The sequence below is a fragment of the Chryseobacterium sp. OV279 genome (genome assembly GCF_900128945.1).
Classification (GTDB): Bacteria; Bacteroidota; Bacteroidia; order Flavobacteriales; family Weeksellaceae; genus Chryseobacterium.
This window is the reverse complement of the sequence record NZ_FQUD01000003.1, coordinates 532,836-552,178: the sequence shown is the minus strand read 5'-3', so window position 1 is coordinate 552,178 and position 19,343 is coordinate 532,836. Positions and strand designations below refer to the sequence as shown.

The 19,343-nt window shown below is 38.3% G+C and carries 19 protein-coding genes; 9 read left to right on the top strand and 10 right to left on the bottom strand.

The features are described from left to right. Positions 1-132: 132 nt before the first annotated feature. On the bottom strand, positions 133-1,140 hold the full coding sequence (locus tag BUA72_RS14870) for a dipeptidase (RefSeq protein WP_228407887.1): 1,008 nt from the start codon (positions 1,138-1,140) through the stop codon (positions 133-135). 227 nt (positions 1,141-1,367) lie between these two features. On the opposite strand from BUA72_RS14870, the gene thrS reads away from it, so the two are divergent. The 9 genes from thrS to BUA72_RS14825 all read left to right on the top strand — a co-directional run bounded on the left by thrS (position 1,368) and on the right by BUA72_RS14825 (position 10,890). Then, positions 1,368-3,287 (top strand): threonine--tRNA ligase, encoded by a 1,920-nt coding sequence (gene thrS / locus BUA72_RS14865; protein WP_072923628.1) that lies wholly within the window; start codon positions 1,368-1,370, stop codon positions 3,285-3,287. A gap of 174 nt (positions 3,288-3,461) precedes the next feature. After that, positions 3,462-3,962 carry a translation initiation factor IF-3 gene (gene infC / locus BUA72_RS14860; RefSeq protein WP_175548907.1) on the top strand — a complete coding sequence of 167 codons (501 nt, stop codon included), beginning with the start codon at positions 3,462-3,464 and terminating at the stop codon, positions 3,960-3,962. Between the two features lie 600 nt (positions 3,963-4,562). Further along, positions 4,563-5,384, top strand: a complete 822-nt coding sequence (locus BUA72_RS14855) for an alpha/beta fold hydrolase (protein ID WP_072923625.1) — start codon at positions 4,563-4,565, stop codon at positions 5,382-5,384. Positions 5,385-5,571: 187 nt separating this feature from the next. Then, on the top strand, positions 5,572-6,144 hold the full coding sequence (locus BUA72_RS14850; RefSeq protein WP_072923623.1) for a hypothetical protein: 573 nt from the start codon (positions 5,572-5,574) through the stop codon (positions 6,142-6,144). A 181-nt stretch (positions 6,145-6,325) separates the two neighbouring features. Then, the gene (gene rpmI, locus BUA72_RS14845; protein ID WP_047453167.1) at positions 6,326-6,523 is read left to right on the top strand and encodes a 50S ribosomal protein L35; all 198 of its coding nucleotides are present in this window, start codon (positions 6,326-6,328) and stop codon (positions 6,521-6,523) included. A gap of 121 nt (positions 6,524-6,644) precedes the next feature. Next, positions 6,645-6,989 (top strand): 50S ribosomal protein L20, encoded by a 345-nt coding sequence (gene rplT, locus BUA72_RS14840; RefSeq protein ID WP_034705993.1) that lies wholly within the window; start codon positions 6,645-6,647, stop codon positions 6,987-6,989. Positions 6,990-7,226: 237 nt separating this feature from the next. Further along, positions 7,227-8,402 (top strand): M28 family peptidase, encoded by a 1,176-nt coding sequence (locus BUA72_RS14835; RefSeq protein WP_072923622.1) that lies wholly within the window; start codon positions 7,227-7,229, stop codon positions 8,400-8,402. A 34-nt stretch (positions 8,403-8,436) separates the two neighbouring features. Continuing rightward, positions 8,437-9,618: a M28 family peptidase gene (locus BUA72_RS14830; RefSeq protein WP_072923620.1), complete on the top strand. Its 1,182-nt coding sequence runs from the start codon at positions 8,437-8,439 to the stop codon at positions 9,616-9,618. An 84-nt stretch (positions 9,619-9,702) separates the two neighbouring features. Beyond that, positions 9,703-10,890, top strand: coding sequence for a M28 family peptidase (locus BUA72_RS14825; protein ID WP_072923619.1), 1,188 nt, complete (start codon positions 9,703-9,705; stop codon positions 10,888-10,890). A 142-nt stretch (positions 10,891-11,032) separates the two neighbouring features. On the opposite strand, the gene hisIE is transcribed toward BUA72_RS14825, so the two are convergent. From hisIE to BUA72_RS14780, 9 genes are all read right to left on the bottom strand, one after another. Continuing rightward, complete coding sequence (gene hisIE / locus BUA72_RS14820; RefSeq protein WP_072923617.1) at positions 11,033-11,620, bottom strand: bifunctional phosphoribosyl-AMP cyclohydrolase/phosphoribosyl-ATP diphosphatase HisIE; 588 nt, start codon at positions 11,618-11,620, stop codon at positions 11,033-11,035. After that, positions 11,617-12,369, bottom strand: a complete 753-nt coding sequence (gene hisF / locus BUA72_RS14815; RefSeq protein WP_072923615.1) for an imidazole glycerol phosphate synthase subunit HisF — start codon at positions 12,367-12,369, stop codon at positions 11,617-11,619. Before hisF ends, hisIE begins: the two co-directional genes overlap by 4 nt. Next, positions 12,362-13,084: a 1-(5-phosphoribosyl)-5-[(5-phosphoribosylamino)methylideneamino]imidazole-4-carboxamide isomerase gene (hisA, locus tag BUA72_RS14810; protein WP_072924116.1), complete on the bottom strand. Its 723-nt coding sequence runs from the start codon at positions 13,082-13,084 to the stop codon at positions 12,362-12,364. The genes hisF and hisA overlap by 8 nt, the downstream gene beginning before the upstream one ends. A gap of 3 nt (positions 13,085-13,087) precedes the next feature. Further along, the gene (gene hisH / locus BUA72_RS14805; RefSeq protein ID WP_072923614.1) at positions 13,088-13,666 is read right to left on the bottom strand and encodes an imidazole glycerol phosphate synthase subunit HisH; all 579 of its coding nucleotides are present in this window, start codon (positions 13,664-13,666) and stop codon (positions 13,088-13,090) included. Beyond that, positions 13,667-14,761, bottom strand: coding sequence for a bifunctional histidinol-phosphatase/imidazoleglycerol-phosphate dehydratase HisB (hisB, locus tag BUA72_RS14800; RefSeq protein WP_072923612.1), 1,095 nt, complete (start codon positions 14,759-14,761; stop codon positions 13,667-13,669). Beyond that, positions 14,758-15,789, bottom strand: coding sequence for a histidinol-phosphate transaminase (gene hisC, locus BUA72_RS14795; protein WP_072923611.1), 1,032 nt, complete (start codon positions 15,787-15,789; stop codon positions 14,758-14,760). Before hisC ends, hisB begins: the two co-directional genes overlap by 4 nt. Before the next feature lie 4 nt (positions 15,790-15,793). After that, a complete protein-coding gene (hisD, locus tag BUA72_RS14790; protein WP_175548906.1) occupies positions 15,794-17,071 on the bottom strand; it encodes a histidinol dehydrogenase in 1,278 nt (425 codons plus the stop codon). Further along, on the bottom strand, positions 17,071-17,928 hold the full coding sequence (gene hisG / locus BUA72_RS14785; RefSeq protein WP_072923609.1) for an ATP phosphoribosyltransferase: 858 nt from the start codon (positions 17,926-17,928) through the stop codon (positions 17,071-17,073). The genes hisD and hisG overlap by 1 nt, the downstream gene beginning before the upstream one ends. A gap of 248 nt (positions 17,929-18,176) precedes the next feature. After that, positions 18,177-19,274 carry a glycosyltransferase family 4 protein gene (locus BUA72_RS14780; RefSeq protein ID WP_072924113.1) on the bottom strand — a complete coding sequence of 366 codons (1,098 nt, stop codon included), beginning with the start codon at positions 19,272-19,274 and terminating at the stop codon, positions 18,177-18,179. Between the last annotated feature and the right edge of the window lie 69 nt (positions 19,275-19,343).

Below are 19,343 nucleotides of genomic sequence, written 5' to 3'. Positions count from 1 at the left end.
TATTTGCTGAAGTGTTATGGTGGCTTCGAGTCCCTCAGCCATCAATTGGAATGCCAGTTATTCCTTGAAATATTCATTTGAAATACAGCATAATGGTGGCTTCGGGTTCCTCAGCCACCATTTCCTTATATTCTATATTCTTTCAATAAAATTCAAAGCATTTTTATAGCTGATCTTTTCCATCAATTCTGTGGAGAAGTCTTTTTCAAGTCTTTCATTGATTGAATTCAAAGCTGAAGCATCATCATACCCTTCAAAGAAAAACGGGAAACGTGATTTATCAGGATGGTTTTTACAAAAGAAGAAATCGGCACCATAAGCAATGGCATCTTTTCCTCCCAGATCCAGTCCGTACTGAACGTGTTCATACAATACCTCAGGATTGGTTTCATCTACACAGTTCCGTATAAAATTCAGACCAATCAGGCCTTTTCTTTTAATCACTTCTTTCGCCAGCTCATCAGGAAGGTTTCTGTTTTTATCATGAACCACACGGTAATTGGAATGGCTGGCCAGAATAGGAATATTGTAATTTTTCTGATCTATATAATTAAGAATGCCATAAGCCAGCTGATCACTTGTATGCGCGAGATCAATAGGAATTCTTTTGTCTGAAATATAATCGATCAGTACTTTTCCGTCCTCTTTTAATCCCGCATCCGTATTGTTGCCGCCTCCAAAACGGTTTTCAGTGTGATGGGTAATTCCAAGATAAACAATTTTCTGTGTTTTTTCAATCATTGCATCCAGATTTTTAAACCCGGAATCCAGGGAATCATCTTCTCCGCAAAACCCCGAAGCGTTTTCAATAGAAGCAATCACTCCCACCCTGTTTTCATTCTCAGGATTTTTATAGTTTTCGCCTTCAAACAGGAAGAAGTTTTCATTATTCAACAGGTCAGAAAAGAGTTCAGCCTGCTTAGCTCCGTAAGCTGTACTACCGGCTCCCGTTGCCGAATAAATAGCCATCACCTGGAGTTTTACATGCCCTTCTTTCAAATAAGGAAGTGAACATCCCAGCTCTTTATCATCAATTGTAGCGCCCGGGCTTAATAAATGGCATAACAGATCGCAGTGCAGATCAATATTAAAGTTTCTCATATCATCGTACATTTTATCATTTCTTTTTCTCAAATTCATACAGGATTTCAAAGCGAATCAATCTCATTTCCAAAGCCTTATTATTGCAAAATATTGAAAATTGCAGGCTGTTTTTTTCTGAAAAATTTAAATGGGGAAGGAATACATTTAAAATCATGAATCGAAATTTGGAGATTCAACCGTAATTCTTATTTCAAATATACTTTAAAAATAGCATATTATTTAAAAAATGCGTATTTTTGCATCTTAAAATTTCTTAGTAAACAATGATAAAAATTACACTTCCAGACAATAGTGTCAAAGAATTCGAAGGAGAAGTTACTCCTTTAGATGTGGCAAAATCTATCAGTGAGGGATTGGCTAGAAATACCATTTCCGCAGTTGTAAACGGCAAACAAGTAGAAACGACCACACCTATAACCACGGATTCAACGGTACAATTGTTAACATGGAATGATGATCTTGGAAAGAAAGCGTTCTGGCATTCTTCTGCCCACTTGCTGGCGCAGGCTATCCTTGAATTTTATCCTAATGCTAAACTAACCATCGGACCTGCTATTGACAGTGGATTCTATTATGATGTAGATTTCGGGGACGAGAATTTATCAGAAAAGGATTTCGAGAAAATTGAAAAGAAAGTTCTGGAAAATGCCAAGAAAGGTTCAACATTCGCTCTATACCCTGTTTCTAAAGAAGAAGCATTAAAAACGTATGCAGATAACCCTTACAAAGTAGAATTGATCTCTAATCTTAATGATGGAGAAATCACTTTTGTAACCCACGATAACTTCACCGATTTATGTCGTGGAGGACACATTCCTAACACAGGAATCGTGAAAGCGGTTAAGATTTTAAATGCAGCCGGAGCTTACTGGAGAGGAAATGAAAAAAATCCTCAGTTGACAAGAGTTTATGGTATTTCTTTCCCTAAACAGAAAGAACTTACTGAATATCTTGAAAGACTTGAAGAAGCTAAAAGAAGAGACCACAGAAAACTGGGGAAAGAACTTGGAATTTTTGCTTTCTCTGAAAAGGTTGGTGCTGGTCTTCCATTATGGTTACCAAAAGGGACTGCTTTAAGAAGAAAATTAGAGAATTTCCTTTCTGACGCTCAGAAAAAAGGAGGTTATGAATTTGTAATGTCTCCTCATATCGGTTCAAAAGAATTATATGTAACTTCAGGACACTGGGATAAATATGGTGCAGACAGCTTCCAGCCTATTAAAACTCCAAATGAAGGAGAAGAATTCATGCTGAAGCCTATGAACTGCCCTCACCACTGTGAGATCTATAAAACTTCACAATGGAGCTACAGAGATCTTCCGAAGAGATATGCAGAATTCGGTACGGTTTACAGATATGAGCAAAGTGGAGAGCTTCACGGATTGACAAGAGTTCGTGGATTTACTCAGGATGATGCTCACCTTTTCTGTACTCCGGATCAGCTTTCAGAGGAATTTGAAAAAGTAATTGATTTAACGCTTTATGTGTTCAAATCATTAGGTTTTGAAGATTTTGTAACTCAGGTTTCATTGAGAGATCCTGATAACAGAGAAAAATATATCGGTTCTGATGAAAATTGGGAGAAAGCCGAAAACGCCATCATCAATGCGGCAGAGAAAAAAGGATTGAAGACTATCGTGGAATACGGCGAAGCTGCATTCTACGGTCCGAAACTGGATTTCATGGTGAAAGATGCTTTGGGAAGAAAATGGCAGCTTGGAACAATCCAGGTAGATTACAACTTACCGGAAAGATTTGATCTTCACTATATCGGAAGCGATAATGAGAAGCACAGACCGGTGATGATCCACAGAGCGCCATTTGGTTCTATGGAGCGTTTTATCGCGATCCTGCTTGAGAATACTGCCGGTGATTTCCCGTTATGGCTAAGCCCGGATCAGTTCACTATTCTACCAATCAGTGAAAAGTACGTAGATTATGCAAAAAAAGTTTCACAATTTTTGGAAAATCACGATATTAGCGGTCTGATTGACGACAGAAATGAGAAAACAGGGAAAAAAATCCGTGACGCGGAATTGAAGAAGATCCCATTCATGCTGGTTGTAGGTGAAAATGAAGAGAAAGAAGGCACCATTTCTGTAAGAAGACGTGGCGAAGGTGACCTTGGAGCCATGAATATGGAAGATTTTGTAGCTTACTTTAAAAAAGAAGCAGCGATATAAAATTTAAATTATTAAAAGATTTAAGAATTTAAAAAATTTAAAGATTATTGAGTTTAGATTAATCTTTAAATTTAGAAAGATAGATAAGTAATTAACCAATAAAATTATAATACAATAGCACAAAGATTTAACAACAGGGGCCCACAGAGACGTCCTGTACAGGAGGACTTACACTTGATCAACGATAAAATTCGTGTGAGAGAGCTTCGTTTAGTGGGCGATAACGTAGAGCCGGGAATTTTTCCAATCGACAAAGCAAGACAACTTGCTACGGAACAAGAATTGGATTTAGTAGTAATTTCGGATAAGGCTGAACCTTTCATTGCAAGGATATTAGACTATAAAAAGTTTTTATACGAGCAAAAGAAAAAGCAGAAGGAACTAAAAGCTAAGCAAATAAAAGTGGTTGTCAAGGAGATCCGTTTCGGACCTCAGACAGATGATCATGATTATGAATTTAAGAAGAAACATGCTGAGAAATTCCTTGAAGAAGGGTCAAAATTGAAAACCTACGTATTTTTTAAGGGACGTTCAATTATCTTTAAAGACCAGGGAGAAATTTTGCTTCTAAAACTTGCTCAGGAACTGGAGCACGTTGGAAAAGTAGATCAGCTGCCTAAGCTTGAAGGAAAGAGAATGATCATGATGATGAGTCCTAAAAAACCAGCTAAATAGTTTTAACAGACGGAATGTCTGTTTCCTATATATAAAACCTCAAAGAAATTTGAGGTTTTTTATTTTTTATAGATTCCTAGTTTCCTTTAATGATAAAAGAGCGGGCTTATTTTTTTAACGCAAAGTCTGATCTTGACAATGAATATTTTGAAGGATGCAAAGAGTAAATCAATTATATCGATTTATTCAGGCCCTTAACCGTGTCAAGGTTTTGAACCTTGACACGGTTAAAAAATTGCAAAATTTGGATCTTTGATGTAGACTATTTTTAGAAATTCACGCATAGATCATTTGCATTGATTTAACTAAGCAACATTTCATTCACCAATAAAAATCAGCAACAAGTTCTTTTTGGAATAAAAAATGATATCTAAAGAGTACAATACGCTGAAAAACTGATTTTCATTTTCAAAGGTTTGATAAAAAACCGAAGGATTTTGAAAGCGTTCAGCTTCCCGTAAAAAACTAAGTTCAGAATTTTAAATTATCATTAAATATTATCCTATATCAATATCCAATGAAAGATATAAGTATACATTTGCATAGTAATTAACAAACAACATTATTTATTATAATATTAATAACTTAAACAGGAAAACAATGAGCACACTTACATTAAAAGACGGAACGGAAATCTATTACAAAGACTGGGGAAAAGGACAACCTGTATTTTTCCATCACGGATGGCCATTATCCAGTGATGACTGGGATGCGCAGATGTTATTCTTTTTAGAAAAGGGCTACAGAGTAATTGCCCACGACAGAAGAGGCCACGGAAGGTCTGAACAGACTCCTGAAGGACATGATATGGATACGTACGCATCAGATGTTGACGAAATTGTAACCGCATTAAACCTTACCGATGTCATTCACGTAGGACATTCTACAGGAGGTGGTGAAGTGATCCGATATGTAGCACAACACGGAAAAGGAAGAGTGGCAAAAGCTGTTTTAATAAGTGCCGTGACTCCAATTATGGTTCAAAACGAAAACAACCCGAATGGTGTCCCTATTTCTGTTTTCGATGATATCCGTAACAATACGGCCCATCACAGACAACAATTCTATATTGATCTTACTTTCCCTTTTTACGGATACAACAGAGAAGGTGCTAAAGTTTCCGAAGGCATCCAGAGAAACTGGTGGAGACAGGGAATGATGGGGTCTATCAAAGCTCATTATGACTGTGTAAAAGCTTTTTCTGAAACCGATTTTACAGAAGATCTTAAAAATACTGATGTTCCTGTCTTGGTATTGCACGGTGAAGATGACCAAATTGTTCCTTTTGAAACTACCGGCAAAGTGGCCGCTACCCTTCTTAAAAACGGAAAATTAATTTCTTATCCAGGTTTTCCTCATGGAATGCCTACGACAGAAGCAGAAACAATCAATAAAGATTTATTATCATTTTTTCAGTCATAATAAATTTGTACTATAAATTTTTGAAACCGTCATTTAAAACAATGGCGGTTTTTTATTTAATTACACTTAAAGGTGTCTTAATTACAATCGTTAACTACCATCAATAAACACTTTATTGCAATTAACTTAATCTCGTATTTGTGATTTAATATTGTATTTTCTATATTTGCAGCGTTAAATTATACTAATGAAAATTAAATTACTGACTTTATTAAGTCTTCCGGTGCTTCTTGCATCTTGTGCTCAGGATGATGTTCTTGATAGCACGAATATGAATGTACAAGCTGAAAAGCATACTACTCTTGATAAAAGCAATACATCCCGTGGTATTCTGGATCTCAACCGTTACAAGCTTTTAAAGGAAAGCACCAATCATCCTCAGGTATTGGAAGCGGGACAATCCATCAGCATGGAATATAACGGCAGTACTTACCGATTCATTATGCAGACGGATAATAATCTGGTATTATACAGAGAAAGGCCAGGGCTTAATGATGTAATCTGGCACTCCAATACATACAGAAGCTCAGGTACTCCAAGGCTTATTGTACAAAACGATGGAAATATGGTTATTTACAGGGACGGAAATCCTCTTTGGAGCTCCAATACGGCAGTTAATTATCATGTTGCTAATCCGCATGTTAAGCTTCAGCTCTATTCAAGAACAGGAGCAGCAATTGAATCAGGATTCAGAATTAAAGTTATTTTAGGTGGAAATAATGAAGAAAGAAACGACATCATCGTTGAAGACTTCTTATAAACCTTAATTTTTTACTCACAGCCGTTTCTCACAAGAGGCGGCTTTTTCATATCTCTGATAAAATCACAGATAATGAAAGTTTGGATTAATTTTTTTTGTATCTTTGCCAACTGTAATTCCTGAGTATTACAAAGGAATCAAGGACAAGATATTGATAACAAAACAATAAAAAAGCAGAACAATGCCAAAATTAAAAACGAAATCAGGTGCTAAAAAGCGTTTTAAACTTACCGGAACTGGGAAGATTAAAAGAAAAAATGCTTTCAAAAGCCACATCTTAACTAAGAAAGAAACTAAGCAGAAGAGAAATCTTACGCAGACTTCTTATGTTGCCGCTGTGGATACAAAAAGCGTTCTACGTCAATTAGCAATTAAGTAGTTTTTATAAATCTATATTCGGTTTATAAGAATTCAAAACAAATTCAACAATTTAACCCTGAAATGGAGCCACTAAGAGTAATGAAACAATTGCCGCACATTTCAAAAAAACAATTTAAATTATGCCAAGATCAGTAAATGCAGTAGCTTCAAGAGCTCGCAGAAAGAAAATTATTAAGCAAGCTAAAGGTTTTTTCGGTAGAAGAAAGAACGTTTGGACTGTAGCTAAAAACGCGGTAGAAAAAGCAATGCAATATGCTTACCGTGGAAGAAAAGAGAAAAAGAGAAACTTCAGATCACTTTGGATTACTCGTATCAACGCGGGTGCCAGAGAGCATGGAATGTCTTACTCTCAATTTATGGGAGCTCTTAAAAAGAACAACGTTGAGCTTAACAGAAAAGTTTTAGCTGATTTAGCAATGAATCACCCTGAAGCTTTCAAAGCAGTTGTAGATCAAGTAAAATAATGTAGAATTTTTTGTTATCAATATAATCCCGGGCTATGCTCGGGATTTTTTTTGTTTTCAGTAATGCTAATTATTATTTTTCATTAAAAAACACATATAATAGATTAAATTTCATCACTTTAAATCTATCGAAAAAAATACAGTTATATAAGTGAATTTTCTTTTTTGCATAAAATAAAATTGGTTTTTATTATCTACATTTGTTGAATTATTAAATCTTTAAAACTTTAGTGAAAAGTGAAAAAAATAACGACTGTTTTACTCCTTTCTTTATCAGCTTATAGTCTTCAGGGCCAGAATTTTATACAGGCTTATCAAACCAGGGTTGATAAAGTATCTCAAGCCAATATTACAACCAACCTTCAGGGTTTTGGAAATCTCGGCATCAAAACTACGGGTTCTCCGGAGAACACCAATGCTCTGGAATGGCTTAAAGCAAAATACCAAGCCTATGGATACAGCGCAAGTCAGATCACGGAAGACAGCTTCACCTATGGAGGCAACACTTCCAAAAATTTAATCATCACCAAAACAGGAACCGTCTACCCTAATACCTATGTGATCATTTGTGGTCATTACGATACTGTAAACGGGCCAGGAGTAAGTGATAATGGCAGCGGAACCTCTATTTTGCTTGAAGCGGCAAGGATTTTAAAAGATGTACCTACAGAATATTCCATCAAATTTATTCACTTTTCCGGAGAGGAACAGGGGTATCTGGGAAGCTCCCATTACGTAAACAACGTTGTTTTTCAGAATAACGCACGACAGCTCACCCTGAAAGTTGTTTTCAACATCGATCAGGTAGGCGGAAAAATAGGGAATGCGAACACGAATATCAACTGTGAAAGCGATCAGAATGGTCAGTCCGGAAACAATGCAGCTTCATTAGCTATGACCCAACAGCTGGCTAACTGTACCACTCTTTACTCCCCGCTTCAGCCTACGATGTCCTATGCATACAATTCAGATTATGTGCCATTTGAAAATAAGGGAGACATTATTACCGGCTTTTATGAAACGACAAGAAGTAATAACGAGCACACTCCCAATGATACATTTGCCAATGTAGATCCCGTATATGTTTTCAATGCAGGGAAAGCCGCTCTGGGAGCATTACAGCACTTTGCAGTGGCTTCAGCTACTACTTTAGCTACAGATGATGTTCAGGCTGAAAATTCATTGGAATCCATTAAAATTTATCCTAATCCGGCGAATGATGTTCTTCATATTGAACTTCCGAAGGATCACAAAGACTTCAAGGTAGAAATCAGCGATATGAACGGACGATTGATTTTAAATACAGAAAACGAAAAGAAACTGAATACTTCCAGTCTCACCAACGGAACGTATATCGTGACTGTAAAATCTGATCAGAGCAGTGTATCTAGAAAGATCATTATTGAAAAATAAAGAAAACCACACCAAATCCAAAATATAATTTAATATGAAAAAACTAACACCATTTTTATGTACTGCATTAGCGGTGGGGAGCCTCGGTGCCCAAACCCTGATTCAGACTTACAAAAACAGAGCCGATCTGGTTTCCCAAACCAACATCACCAACAATCTTCAGGAATTCTCCAATTTAGGGATCAAGACCACAGGATCGGTGAATAATGCCAATACTCTTACCTGGATCAAAAACAAGTATACGTCTTTCGGATACTCTGCCAGCCAGATTGTAGAAAACCCTTTCACTTTTGGAAGCACAAGCTCAAAAAATCTGGTCATTACCAAAACGGGAACACTTTACCCGGATAAATTTGTGATTATCTGCGGGCATTATGATACCATCACAGGTCCCGGTACCAGTGATAATGGCAGCGGAACTTCGGTTATCCTGGAGGTGGCGAGAATTCTAAAAGATGTGCCTACGGAATATTCCATCAAGTTTATTCATTTCTCCGGAGAAGAACAGGGCTTGTATGGAAGCTCCAATTACGCCAATAATATCGCGTACCAAAACGGCGTGAAAAAGCTAGATATCAAGGTGGTATTCAATCTTGATCAGGTAGGTGGTAAGATAGGCAACGTGAACAATAAAATCATCTGTGAAAAAGATACGGGAGGACAGTCAGGAAACAACGCGGCTTCCAATACGATCACGCAGCAACTGGCAACGTGTACTACCCTATACTCTCCTCTTCAGACCAGTATTTCCAATGCCTATTCCTCAGATTATATGCCTTTTGAACAGAAAGGATATGTGATCACAGGTTTTTATGAATACACCAGAAGTTATAATGAACATACGGTCAATGATACATTTGCCAATGTAGATCCGGTATATGTATTTAAAGTTGGAAAAGCGGCTGTGGGCGCTATGCAGCATTTTGCAACGGCATCTATTGCTGCACCAGCTCCACTAGCTAAAGAAAAACCGGTAAAGTCATTAGAAGCTGTAAAAATATATCCCAATCCGGCTAAAGATATTTTAACGGTTGAGTTGCCTGATTCAACCACAAAAAACTTCACGGTTGAAATTACCGATTTGTCGGGACAGTCTTTTCTGAAAGAAGAAAATCAGGCTCAGCTTAATATTTCACGTTTAGCGAAAGGAATTTATTTGTGTACAGTGAATGCAGAAGGTTCCAGCGTTACCAGAAAGATTATTATTGAAAAATAACTATAACTTATAAGTCCTGGTTTTTTATCGGGACTTTTTAGTATGTACATTCATCACCAATCACCACACCATAAATTATTTGATATGAAAAAAACAATTACTATTCTGTCGGTTTGTTTAGCAACATTCGGCGGCAAGGCTCAGAGCTTTATTCAGGCTTATCAGGACAGGGCCAATCTGGTTTCACAGACGAATATTACTACGAACTTACAACAGTTTGCGAACTTAGGAATCAAAACCACGGGTTCCACTAATAATGCCAACGCATTAACCTGGCTGAAAAACAAATACACTGCTTTCGGATATTCGGCCAGCCAGATCGTGGAAGATCCTTTTACTTTCGGAAGTACCAGTTCAAAGAATCTTGTGATTACCAAAACAGGAACGCTTTACCCAAATAAATACGTTATTATTTGCGGGCATTTTGACAGCATCAACGGTCCCGGCGTCAATGACAACGGCAGCGGAACTTCTATTATCTTAGAAGCAGCAAGGATCCTAAGAAATATTCCAACTGAATATTCTATCAAATTCATCCATTTCTCCGGAGAGGAACAGGGATTGAGAGGCAGTACCCATTACGTGAACAATGTAGCCTACCAGAATGGCGTACGCGTTTTGGACATCAAACTGGTATTCAACCTTGACCAGGTAGGCGGTGTTATGGGCAACAATAACAATACAGTATATTGCGACCAGGATCAGGCCGGACCAACCAGTAATAATGCGGCAGCCGCGGCAGTAACCCAGCAGCTTAGAAACTGTACGACACTATACTCTCCTCTTCAAACGGCTGTAGATCCTGCAGAAGACACCGATTACATTCCTTTTGAAAGAAAGGGCGAAATCATTACCGGTTTTTTTGAAAGAATAAGAAGTACTTATCCGCATACCTCTAATGATACATTTGCCAATACAGATCCTGTGTATATTTTCAAAATAGGAAAAGCAACCGTTGGAGCGCTGCAGCATTTTGCCGTTGCTACATCCTCGAGCTCCCTCGTTATGAGCACCAAAGAGACCGCTACCAACAATTCTCTTGAAGAGGTTTCCATTTATCCTAATCCTTCTAAAGACATCATCAATATTGAACTTCCGCGTACAATCAGTAAAGATTTCAGCTTTGAAATTACAGAACTGTCCGGAAAAGTCCTTTTAAAAAAGAATAATGAAACAACAGTCAATATTTCAGGACTGACTGCCGGAGCATACATCGGTGTGATAAAAGCTGATGGTCAGACAGCTGTGAGAAAAATTTTGATTGAAAGATAAAGAAGTCAGGAAGTTGGGAGCTGGAAGAAGGAAGTTATTGAAGTATGAAGGCATAAGACTGTATCATTAATTTAATACGGCTCAGCCTAAATTATATAGCAGGAAGGATTTCTTCCTGCTTTTTTCATGTAATCTTCTCAATTTATTTATCCCTACTCTGAAGAATTTCCTCAATATCCTCTATAGAAAACCCTTTTGCCTTAAGCAGAATCAGAAAGTGATACATCAAATCTGCCGCTTCATTTTTAAAAAGGTCATCATTATTGTCTTTAGCTTCAATAACAAGCTCTACAGCCTCTTCTCCTACTTTCTGGGCCATCTTGTTGATTCCTCTCTGAAACAGCGAATACGTGTACGAATCTTCGGCCTTACGGTCTATTCTGTCACTTATTTTAGCTTCAAGTTCATACAGAAACCCTTTGGATTCTTTTTCTCCAAAACAACTGAAGCTTCCGGTATGACAAACCATATTCGTCGGAACCGCCTGAATGAGTATCGTATCCTGATCACAATCTATACTGATATTTTTAACAGTCAGGAAATTCCCTGATTCTTCTCCTTTTGTCCAGAGTCTGTTTTTGGAACGGCTGAAAAAAGTGACAATGCCTTCCTTTTCTGTTTTTTCAAAAGCCTCTTCATTCATATAGCCCAGCATCAATACCTGTTGGGTTCTGCTGTCCTGAATGATCACCGGAACCAGGCCGTTATCTTTATTAAAATCTATTTTCATCGTACGGGAATTTTTTGAGTTTTTAATTGTTTTTTTAATTCTTGAATGGGCACTTCATTAAAGTGGAAAATACTGGCTGCCAATGCACCTGTAGCTTTTGTCTCATTAAACACTTTAACAAAATCATCTGTATTTCCAGCTCCTCCGGAAGCAATTACAGGAATACTGACCGCCTCGGAAACCAGCTTTGTAATACGAATATCGAAGCCGTTTTTAGTTCCATCGCCATCCATTGAGGTCAGGAGAATTTCACCGGCACCTAAAGATACCGCTTCTTTCGCCCATGCTACAGTATTTAAGTCTGTAGCCAGTTTTCCTCCTCTGACATACACCAGATCTGATCCATTGGTCAGTCTCGTGTCAATAGCTACAACAATACACTGGCTTCCAAATTCTTGAGATAATTCTTCAATGAGTTTTGGATTTTTAACAGCAGAAGAATTGATACTGATCTTGTCTGCGCCGGCTTCCAGAAGTGTTCTGACATCTTCAATGGAAGAAATCCCGCCTCCAACCGTAAACGGAATGCTCAGTTGTGCCGCAATATCTTTCACCAGTCCCACAAATGTTTTCCGGTCTTCCACTGTTGCTGTAATATCCAGAAAAACCAGTTCATCAGCACCTTCCTGTTCATATTTTACAGCGAGTTCAATAGGATCTCCCGCATTGCGTAAGCCTTCAAAATTCACCCCTTTTACCGTTGTCCCGTCTTTAATATCGAGACATGGAATAATTCTTTTTTTAAGCATTTTCAATAAAGTCCTGAAGTTGTTGTAATGTTATTTTTCCCTCGTAAATCGCTTTTCCGATAATCGTTCCCGAACATCCGATTTCTTTCATTCTGTGGACGTCTTCGATGCACGAAATACCGCCGCTTGCCGTAAGCTTTATTGCAGTTTTCGTCAGAATTTCTTTATACAAATCTGTGGAAGGACCTTCCAGCATTCCATCTTTTGAAATATCCGTGCAAATGGTCTGAATAACTCCTTTTTCTTGGTAATCCAACAGAAAATCAATGATATCTAAATTGCTTTCCTTTTCCCATCCGGATGTTTTTATCTTTCGGTTTTCACAGTCTGCGCCTAAAATAATCTTTTCACTGCCGTATTTTTGGATCATTTCAAAACAGAATTCACGATCCTGTACCGCAATACTTCCAAGGGTGATCTGTTTCGCTCCCGAATTAAAAGCCGTTTCTATATCATTCCCGGTTTTTAATCCGCCTCCAAAATCAATATGAAGCGATGTTTCCCGGGCAATATTTTCCAATACCTTCTGATTGACGATATGTTTGGAACGGGCTCCGTCAAGATCCACAAGATGCAGAAACTGAATTCCATAGCTTTCAAATTCTCTGGCCGTTTTTACCGGATCTTCGCTGTATATTTTTTTGGTCGAATAATCTCCTTTTGAAAGACGGACACATTTTCCGTCGATAATGTCAATAGCTGGAATAATTTTCATCATTTACAGTTTTATAAAGTTATTTAATATGCTGCTGCCTGCCATTCCTGATTTCTCCGGGTGAAACTGTACCGCAAAGAAATTATCCTTCTGCAGCGCTGCACTGAACGGGAGAATATAATCGCATACTGCAATGGTAGAATCAGCCAGTCCGCAATAATAGCTGTGTACAAAATAAACATCATTAGTTTCTTCAATTCCCGAAAACAAAGGATTTTTAAGATCTAAAAGCGTATTCCATCCCATGTGGGGAACCAGATCTTCCGGCGGAAACCTTTTAACATCAACATCAAATATTCCCATTCCTCTTACATTGCCTTCTTCATTGTCACCGCACATCAGCTGCATCCCCAAACAAATCCCGAGAACAGGCTGTTTCAAAGAAGGAATAAGCGTATCAAGCCCTTTTTCTTTCAAGACCTTCATGGTGGAAGAAGCTTCTCCTACACCCGGAAAAATGACTTTATCCGCCTTCAGGATCAATTCCGGATCATCGGTCACTATCGATTCAATATTCAGCCGGGACAATGCGTTCTGGACTGAACTGACATTTCCTCCGTTGTATTTTATTAATGCAATCATCTATAAACTTCCTTTGGTTGATGGTAAATTATAACTGCTATCGGACTGATTCACCGCGATTTTAACAGCTTTTGCAAATGCTTTGAAGACCGCTTCTATTTTGTGGTGTTCATTGCCGCCTTCTGCCTTGATATTCAGATTAGACCGGGAAGAATCTGTAAATGATTTGAAAAAGTGAACAAACATTTCTGTAGGCACATCCCCAATTTTTTCTCTTTTAAAATCAACATCCCAAACCAGCCACGGCCTGCCTCCGAAATCAATGGCAGCCTGAGCCAGACAGTCGTCCATAGGAAGCAGAAAACCATACCTCTCGATTCCTTTCTTGTTTCCCAATGCTTTTAGGAAAGCTTCTCCTAATGCAATTCCTGTATCTTCAATCGTGTGGTGCTCATCGACCTGAAGATCTCCGTTCACTTTAATTGTAAGGTCTAAATTTCCGTGTCTGGCAATTTGGTCCAGCATATGATCAAAAAAATGAAGCCCGGTTGAAATTTCAGAAACTCCTTTTCCATTGAGATCAATTTCAATATCAATCTCTGTTTCATTGGTTTTTCTGTAGACTTTTGCCTTTCTGGATTCCTGTTTTAAAAACGAATAAATCCCGTTCCAGCTGTCTGTACTGAGCGTCGCTTCTTCATTAAAGCTTTCATTCAGATAAATAGATTTAGTTTCCAAATTAACAGCCAGTTGTACGTCCGTACTTCGATCACCAATTACATATGAATTTTCAAGATCATACTTTCCGTAAATGTATTTTGAAAGCATCCCGATTCCCGGTTTTCTGGTAGGGAGATTTTCATGTTCAAAGCTTTTATCGATCAGAATGTCATTGAAAACAATTCCTTCATTTTCGAAGGCTTTCAACATTTTTTCGTGAGGTTGTATAAAATCTTCAAAAGGAAAACTCTCGGTACCCAAGCCATCCTGATTGGTTACCATCACCAGTTCGTAATCCATTTCTCTGACAATTCTGGCAAGGTTCTGAAAAACTCCTGGATAAAATTCCAGCTTCTCCAGAGCATCTACCTGAAAATCTTCCGGCGGTTCTACGATCAGGGTTCCGTCTCGGTCTATGAACAGTACTTTTTTCATGATGGTATTCCTTTTAAAACGTTAATCAACTTTTCATTTTCTTCACGGTTTCCTACATTGATTCTAATGCAATCTGGAATGGCAGGCGCTCTCTGGCTCGTTAAAACTTCTTCTTCAAGCATTTTCTCATATACTTTTTTCCCGTCTCTCATTTTGATCAGAAAGAAATTGGCGTCTGTCGGAAATACTTTTTCAATGCATTCAATGGTTTTAAACTGTTCTTCCAGCCAAGATCTCTCCTTTAACACATTTTCCACGTTTTCTTTAAGCTTATTTTCATCATCCAGAATACTCAAAATAAGTTCCTGGCTCAAAGAATTAACGTTATAAGGTGCTTTTACCGTATTGATAAAACGGATGATCTCTTCGGAGGCGTAAGCTGTTCCTACCCTTGCTCCTGCCGTTCCCCATGCTTTTGAAAAAGTCTGAAGCACAATGACATTAGGATATTGAGTCAGCAATTCAATGCCTGATCTGTTTCCCGAAAATTCGATATATGCTTCATCAATGACCACAATACCGTTAAAATTTTGGATGAAAAATTCCATGTCTTCTACGCTGTTTCCGGTTGGATTATTCGGAGAACACAGGAAGAAAATTTTAATCTCCCTTTCCTGAGTGATCTTTAGAAAATCGTCTTTTACAATTTCAAAATTTTCATCCAAATCAAGCTTAATCACTTCATTTTCATTTACTGTTGCGTAGAAACCGTACATCGCAAAAGAAGGATTCATCATCAGAATGGCGTCCTTTTTAGGTTCGCAGAAGATTTTAATGATCAGATCGATCAGTTCATCGCTTCCGTTTCCTATAGCGATCTGCGCCGGTGAAAGACCTTTAAGCTCTGCCAATTTATTTTTAAGCTTTTTCTGAGAAGAATCCGGATATCTGTTGAACTCTCCAAACGGACATTCATTGGCATCCAGCAACACCGGAGCATTGAACTCATTGTGATCTCTGAAACTGATATAAGGCTGTAGTTTTAATATATTTTCTCTCACTAAACTGTTGGTATTGAATTCTTTCATTGTATTATTTTAATCTGATAGATACTGCATTTTTGTGGGCAATAAGACCTTCCGCCTCTGCCATAAGTTCGATAGTTTTTCCTATATTTTTAAGACCTTCCTTAGAAAGGTGCTGGAATGTAATTTTCTTAACAAAACTGTCCAGAGAAACTCCGCTGTAGTTCTTTGCATAAGCATTCGTAGGAAGCGTGTGATTGGTTCCGCTGGCATAATCCCCGGCACTTTCACAGGAGTAATTTCCAAGGAAAACAGATCCTGCATTGCTGATCATCGGAATGTATTGTTCAAAATCCTCCAAAGCCAGAATAAGGTGCTCCGGAGCATACAGATTACTGAATTCCAAAGCTTCCTCGATAGACTGAGCCAGCATAAAAAGGCTGTGATCCAGTGCCTGTTGGGCCATTTCATTTCTTGGAAGCTTTTTGATCTGCTTTTCTACGGCTTCAATGGTTTGTTCAAAAATTTTGAACTCAGTCGTGATAAAAACGACTTGGCTGTCACTTCCGTGTTCCGTCTGGGAAAGGAGATCTGCTGCACAGAACTCAGGAACCGCCTTACTGTCTGCAATGACAAGAACTTCGCTGGGACCTGCCGGCATATCGATAGCTACACCAAAACGCTGCGCATATTCTTTAGCCGCAACCACAAACTGATTTCCCGGTCCGAAAATTTTATACACCTTGGGAATACTTTCTGTTCCTAACGTCATGGCAGCGATAGCCTGTGCGCCACCTGTTTTGAATATTTTAGTAATTCCACAGAGTTTCGCCGTGAATAGAATAGCCGGATTAATATTCCCGTTGCTGTCAGGAGGAGTACAAAGAATAATCTCTTTACATCCCGCCAGATTTGCAGGCACTGCAAGCATAAGTACAGTGGAAAATAAAGGAGCTGTTCCACCGGGAATATAGATACCGACCTTTTCTACAGCACGGTTTTCTCTCCAGCAGGTTACGCCTTTTACCGTTTCAATTTTCTCTGTTTCCGTGATCTGAGCCGCGTGGAATTTGGAAATATTTTCTTTCGCCTGTCTGATGGCTTTCTTTAATTCTTCAGAAACTTCGTTTTCAGCATTCTCAACTTCTGTATCTGAAACCAAAATTTCCAGAGTTATTGCTTTGTCAAATTTTTTATTAAACTCAATAAGCGCTTGATCACCGTCTTTTTCTACTTTTTCAAATATTTGCGCAATCAATTCTGAGATCTCTTCACGCTTCAATACCGGCCGTTTTACAAGGTCTGGCCAGATTTTTCTTTCCGGATATCTGTATATTTTCATCATTAAATAACCATTTTATCGATTGGAATAATAAGAATGTCCTGCGCTCCGTTTTCTTTCAGCTCATCAATGACGTCCCAGAATCTTTCTTCATCAATCACCGAATGAATGCTGCTCCAGCCTTCTTCCGCCAAAGGAATAACCGTAGGACTCTTTAGTACAGGAAGGACGGATGCGATATCACTGATCTTGTCATTGGGAACATTCATCAGGATGTATTTTGAATTTTTTGCTCTTAAAACGGATTGTATACGGAACAGAAATTTATTAAGAACCATCTCTTTCTCAGAATTGAGTACGGATGTTTTTGCTAAAACCGCTTCCGATTTCAAAAGGGTCACCGTTTCTCTCAAACCGTTTTTAAATAAGGTACTTCCGGAGCTTACAATATCACAGATTCCATCTGCCAGACCAATATTCGGAGCTATTTCAACGGAGCCGGAAATGATGTGAATATCGGAAGTGATGCCTTCACGGTCAAGGAAATTTTTAAGGGTGTTGGGATAAGAAGTAGCAATTTTTTTACCCTGGAAGAAGGAAAGATCATCCGTTTCCACTTCTTTGGGGACAGCCAGCGAAACCCTGCATTTTGAAAATCCAAGCTTCTCCACGATCTGGATATTCTTTTGTTTTTCGGCTAAAAGATTTTCACCTACAATGGCGATATCTACCACTCCGTCTTCAAGGTATTGGGGAATGTCTGAATTTCTGAGATACATGATCTCCATGGGGAAGTTGTCTACAGAGACTTTCAGCTGGTCTTTTCCGTTGTTGACGAAGATCCCGCAGTCTTTCAGGAGCTGTAAAGATTCTTCGTAGAGCCGGCCGCTTTTCTGGATCGCAATTTTTAATTTACTCATTGTATTGTTTTGGGGTCTGAGTAAATAAAAACTGATCTGTTGGATATTTCCGGGGAAATCCGGGAAACAAAAAAACCGTCTGTTTACTCAGACGGTTTTAATTATTTTTGATTTTAACACATGTTTATATCAATCAATTCCGTCTTAGCAGAGATGATGATAATAATGATGAAGTGTTAAAAAATTCGGTTTCATTGTTTTGAATTGTGGTACAAATGTAGGACTTATTTTTAAACTGCAAAGTTTTTTTACAGAATTTTTTTGTAGAGATCCATCAGCTGAGCTGCAATGGGTTCGTCATTAAATTTCTGAACAAACGTGAAACTCTTTTCTGCACGGCGTTTCCTCTCGGATTCATTTTCCCATAAAAATTTTATTTTGGCTCCGATATCTTCAAAACTTTTCGGATCTACATAAACGGAGTATTCCCCTCCCGCTTCCGGAAGACAGCTGACATTGCTCGTAATAACAGCCGTTTTTGAAAAAATCGCTTCTATCACAGGGATTCCGAAGCCTTCAAAAAAGCTCGGGTAGACAAAAACATCAGCCAGTTTATAGATCACAGCCAGTTCATCCATGGAAACTCCTTCCAGAAAGAGCACCTGCTTTTCCATTTTGTTTTTTCTGATGAATGCCTCTACTTTTTTATAGTAATTCGTCTTTCTTCCAACAACAACCAACGGGATTTCCGTTCCATTGATTCCTTTGACAATGTTTAAAAGATTCTTACGGTCTTCAATGGTTCCAACGTTTAAAATAAAGCGCTCAGGAAGATTAAATTTCTCTTTGGTCAGCTGAATAAACTCAGCCGACTGCTGTTCTTTAAAAGCTTTGTGGCAGCCCTGATAAATGACTTCAATTTTGGTTTCGGGAACTTTTAAATAGGTGATGATATCTCTTTTGGTCTGCTCAGAAATGGCGATGATCTTATCTGCAGAAACAGCCGCTTTTTTAAATTTCCAAAGGTGTATTTTCCTGTCAAAGAAGGAATAATACTGCGGATATCTCATGAAAATCAGATCATGGATCGTCACTATTTTTTTGATGGGTTCTTTGCCCCACTTCAAAGGCAGCTCACCGGATAAGCCATGAAATATCTGTGCGCCTTCCTTCTGTGCATCTTTACCCATTTTAAACTGTCGGGAGAGATTTCCTTTTGAGGTTTCCACAAAACGGACATCGGGTCTTTCGAGGATGTCTTTTCCTCTTTCTGAACGGTTTTTGTTCAGCAGCAGGTATTCGTTTTCCGGATAGTACTGAGAAAGAATCCTGACCAGATCTCTTGAATAATTGCCCAATCCGGACGTATTATGAAAAAAACGTTTTGCGTCGAAGGCAATCTTCATATCCATGTTTTTAGTAAGATTTTTTAAGCGGTTTAAAGGTATAAATAAAATAAACCCTAAATGACTATT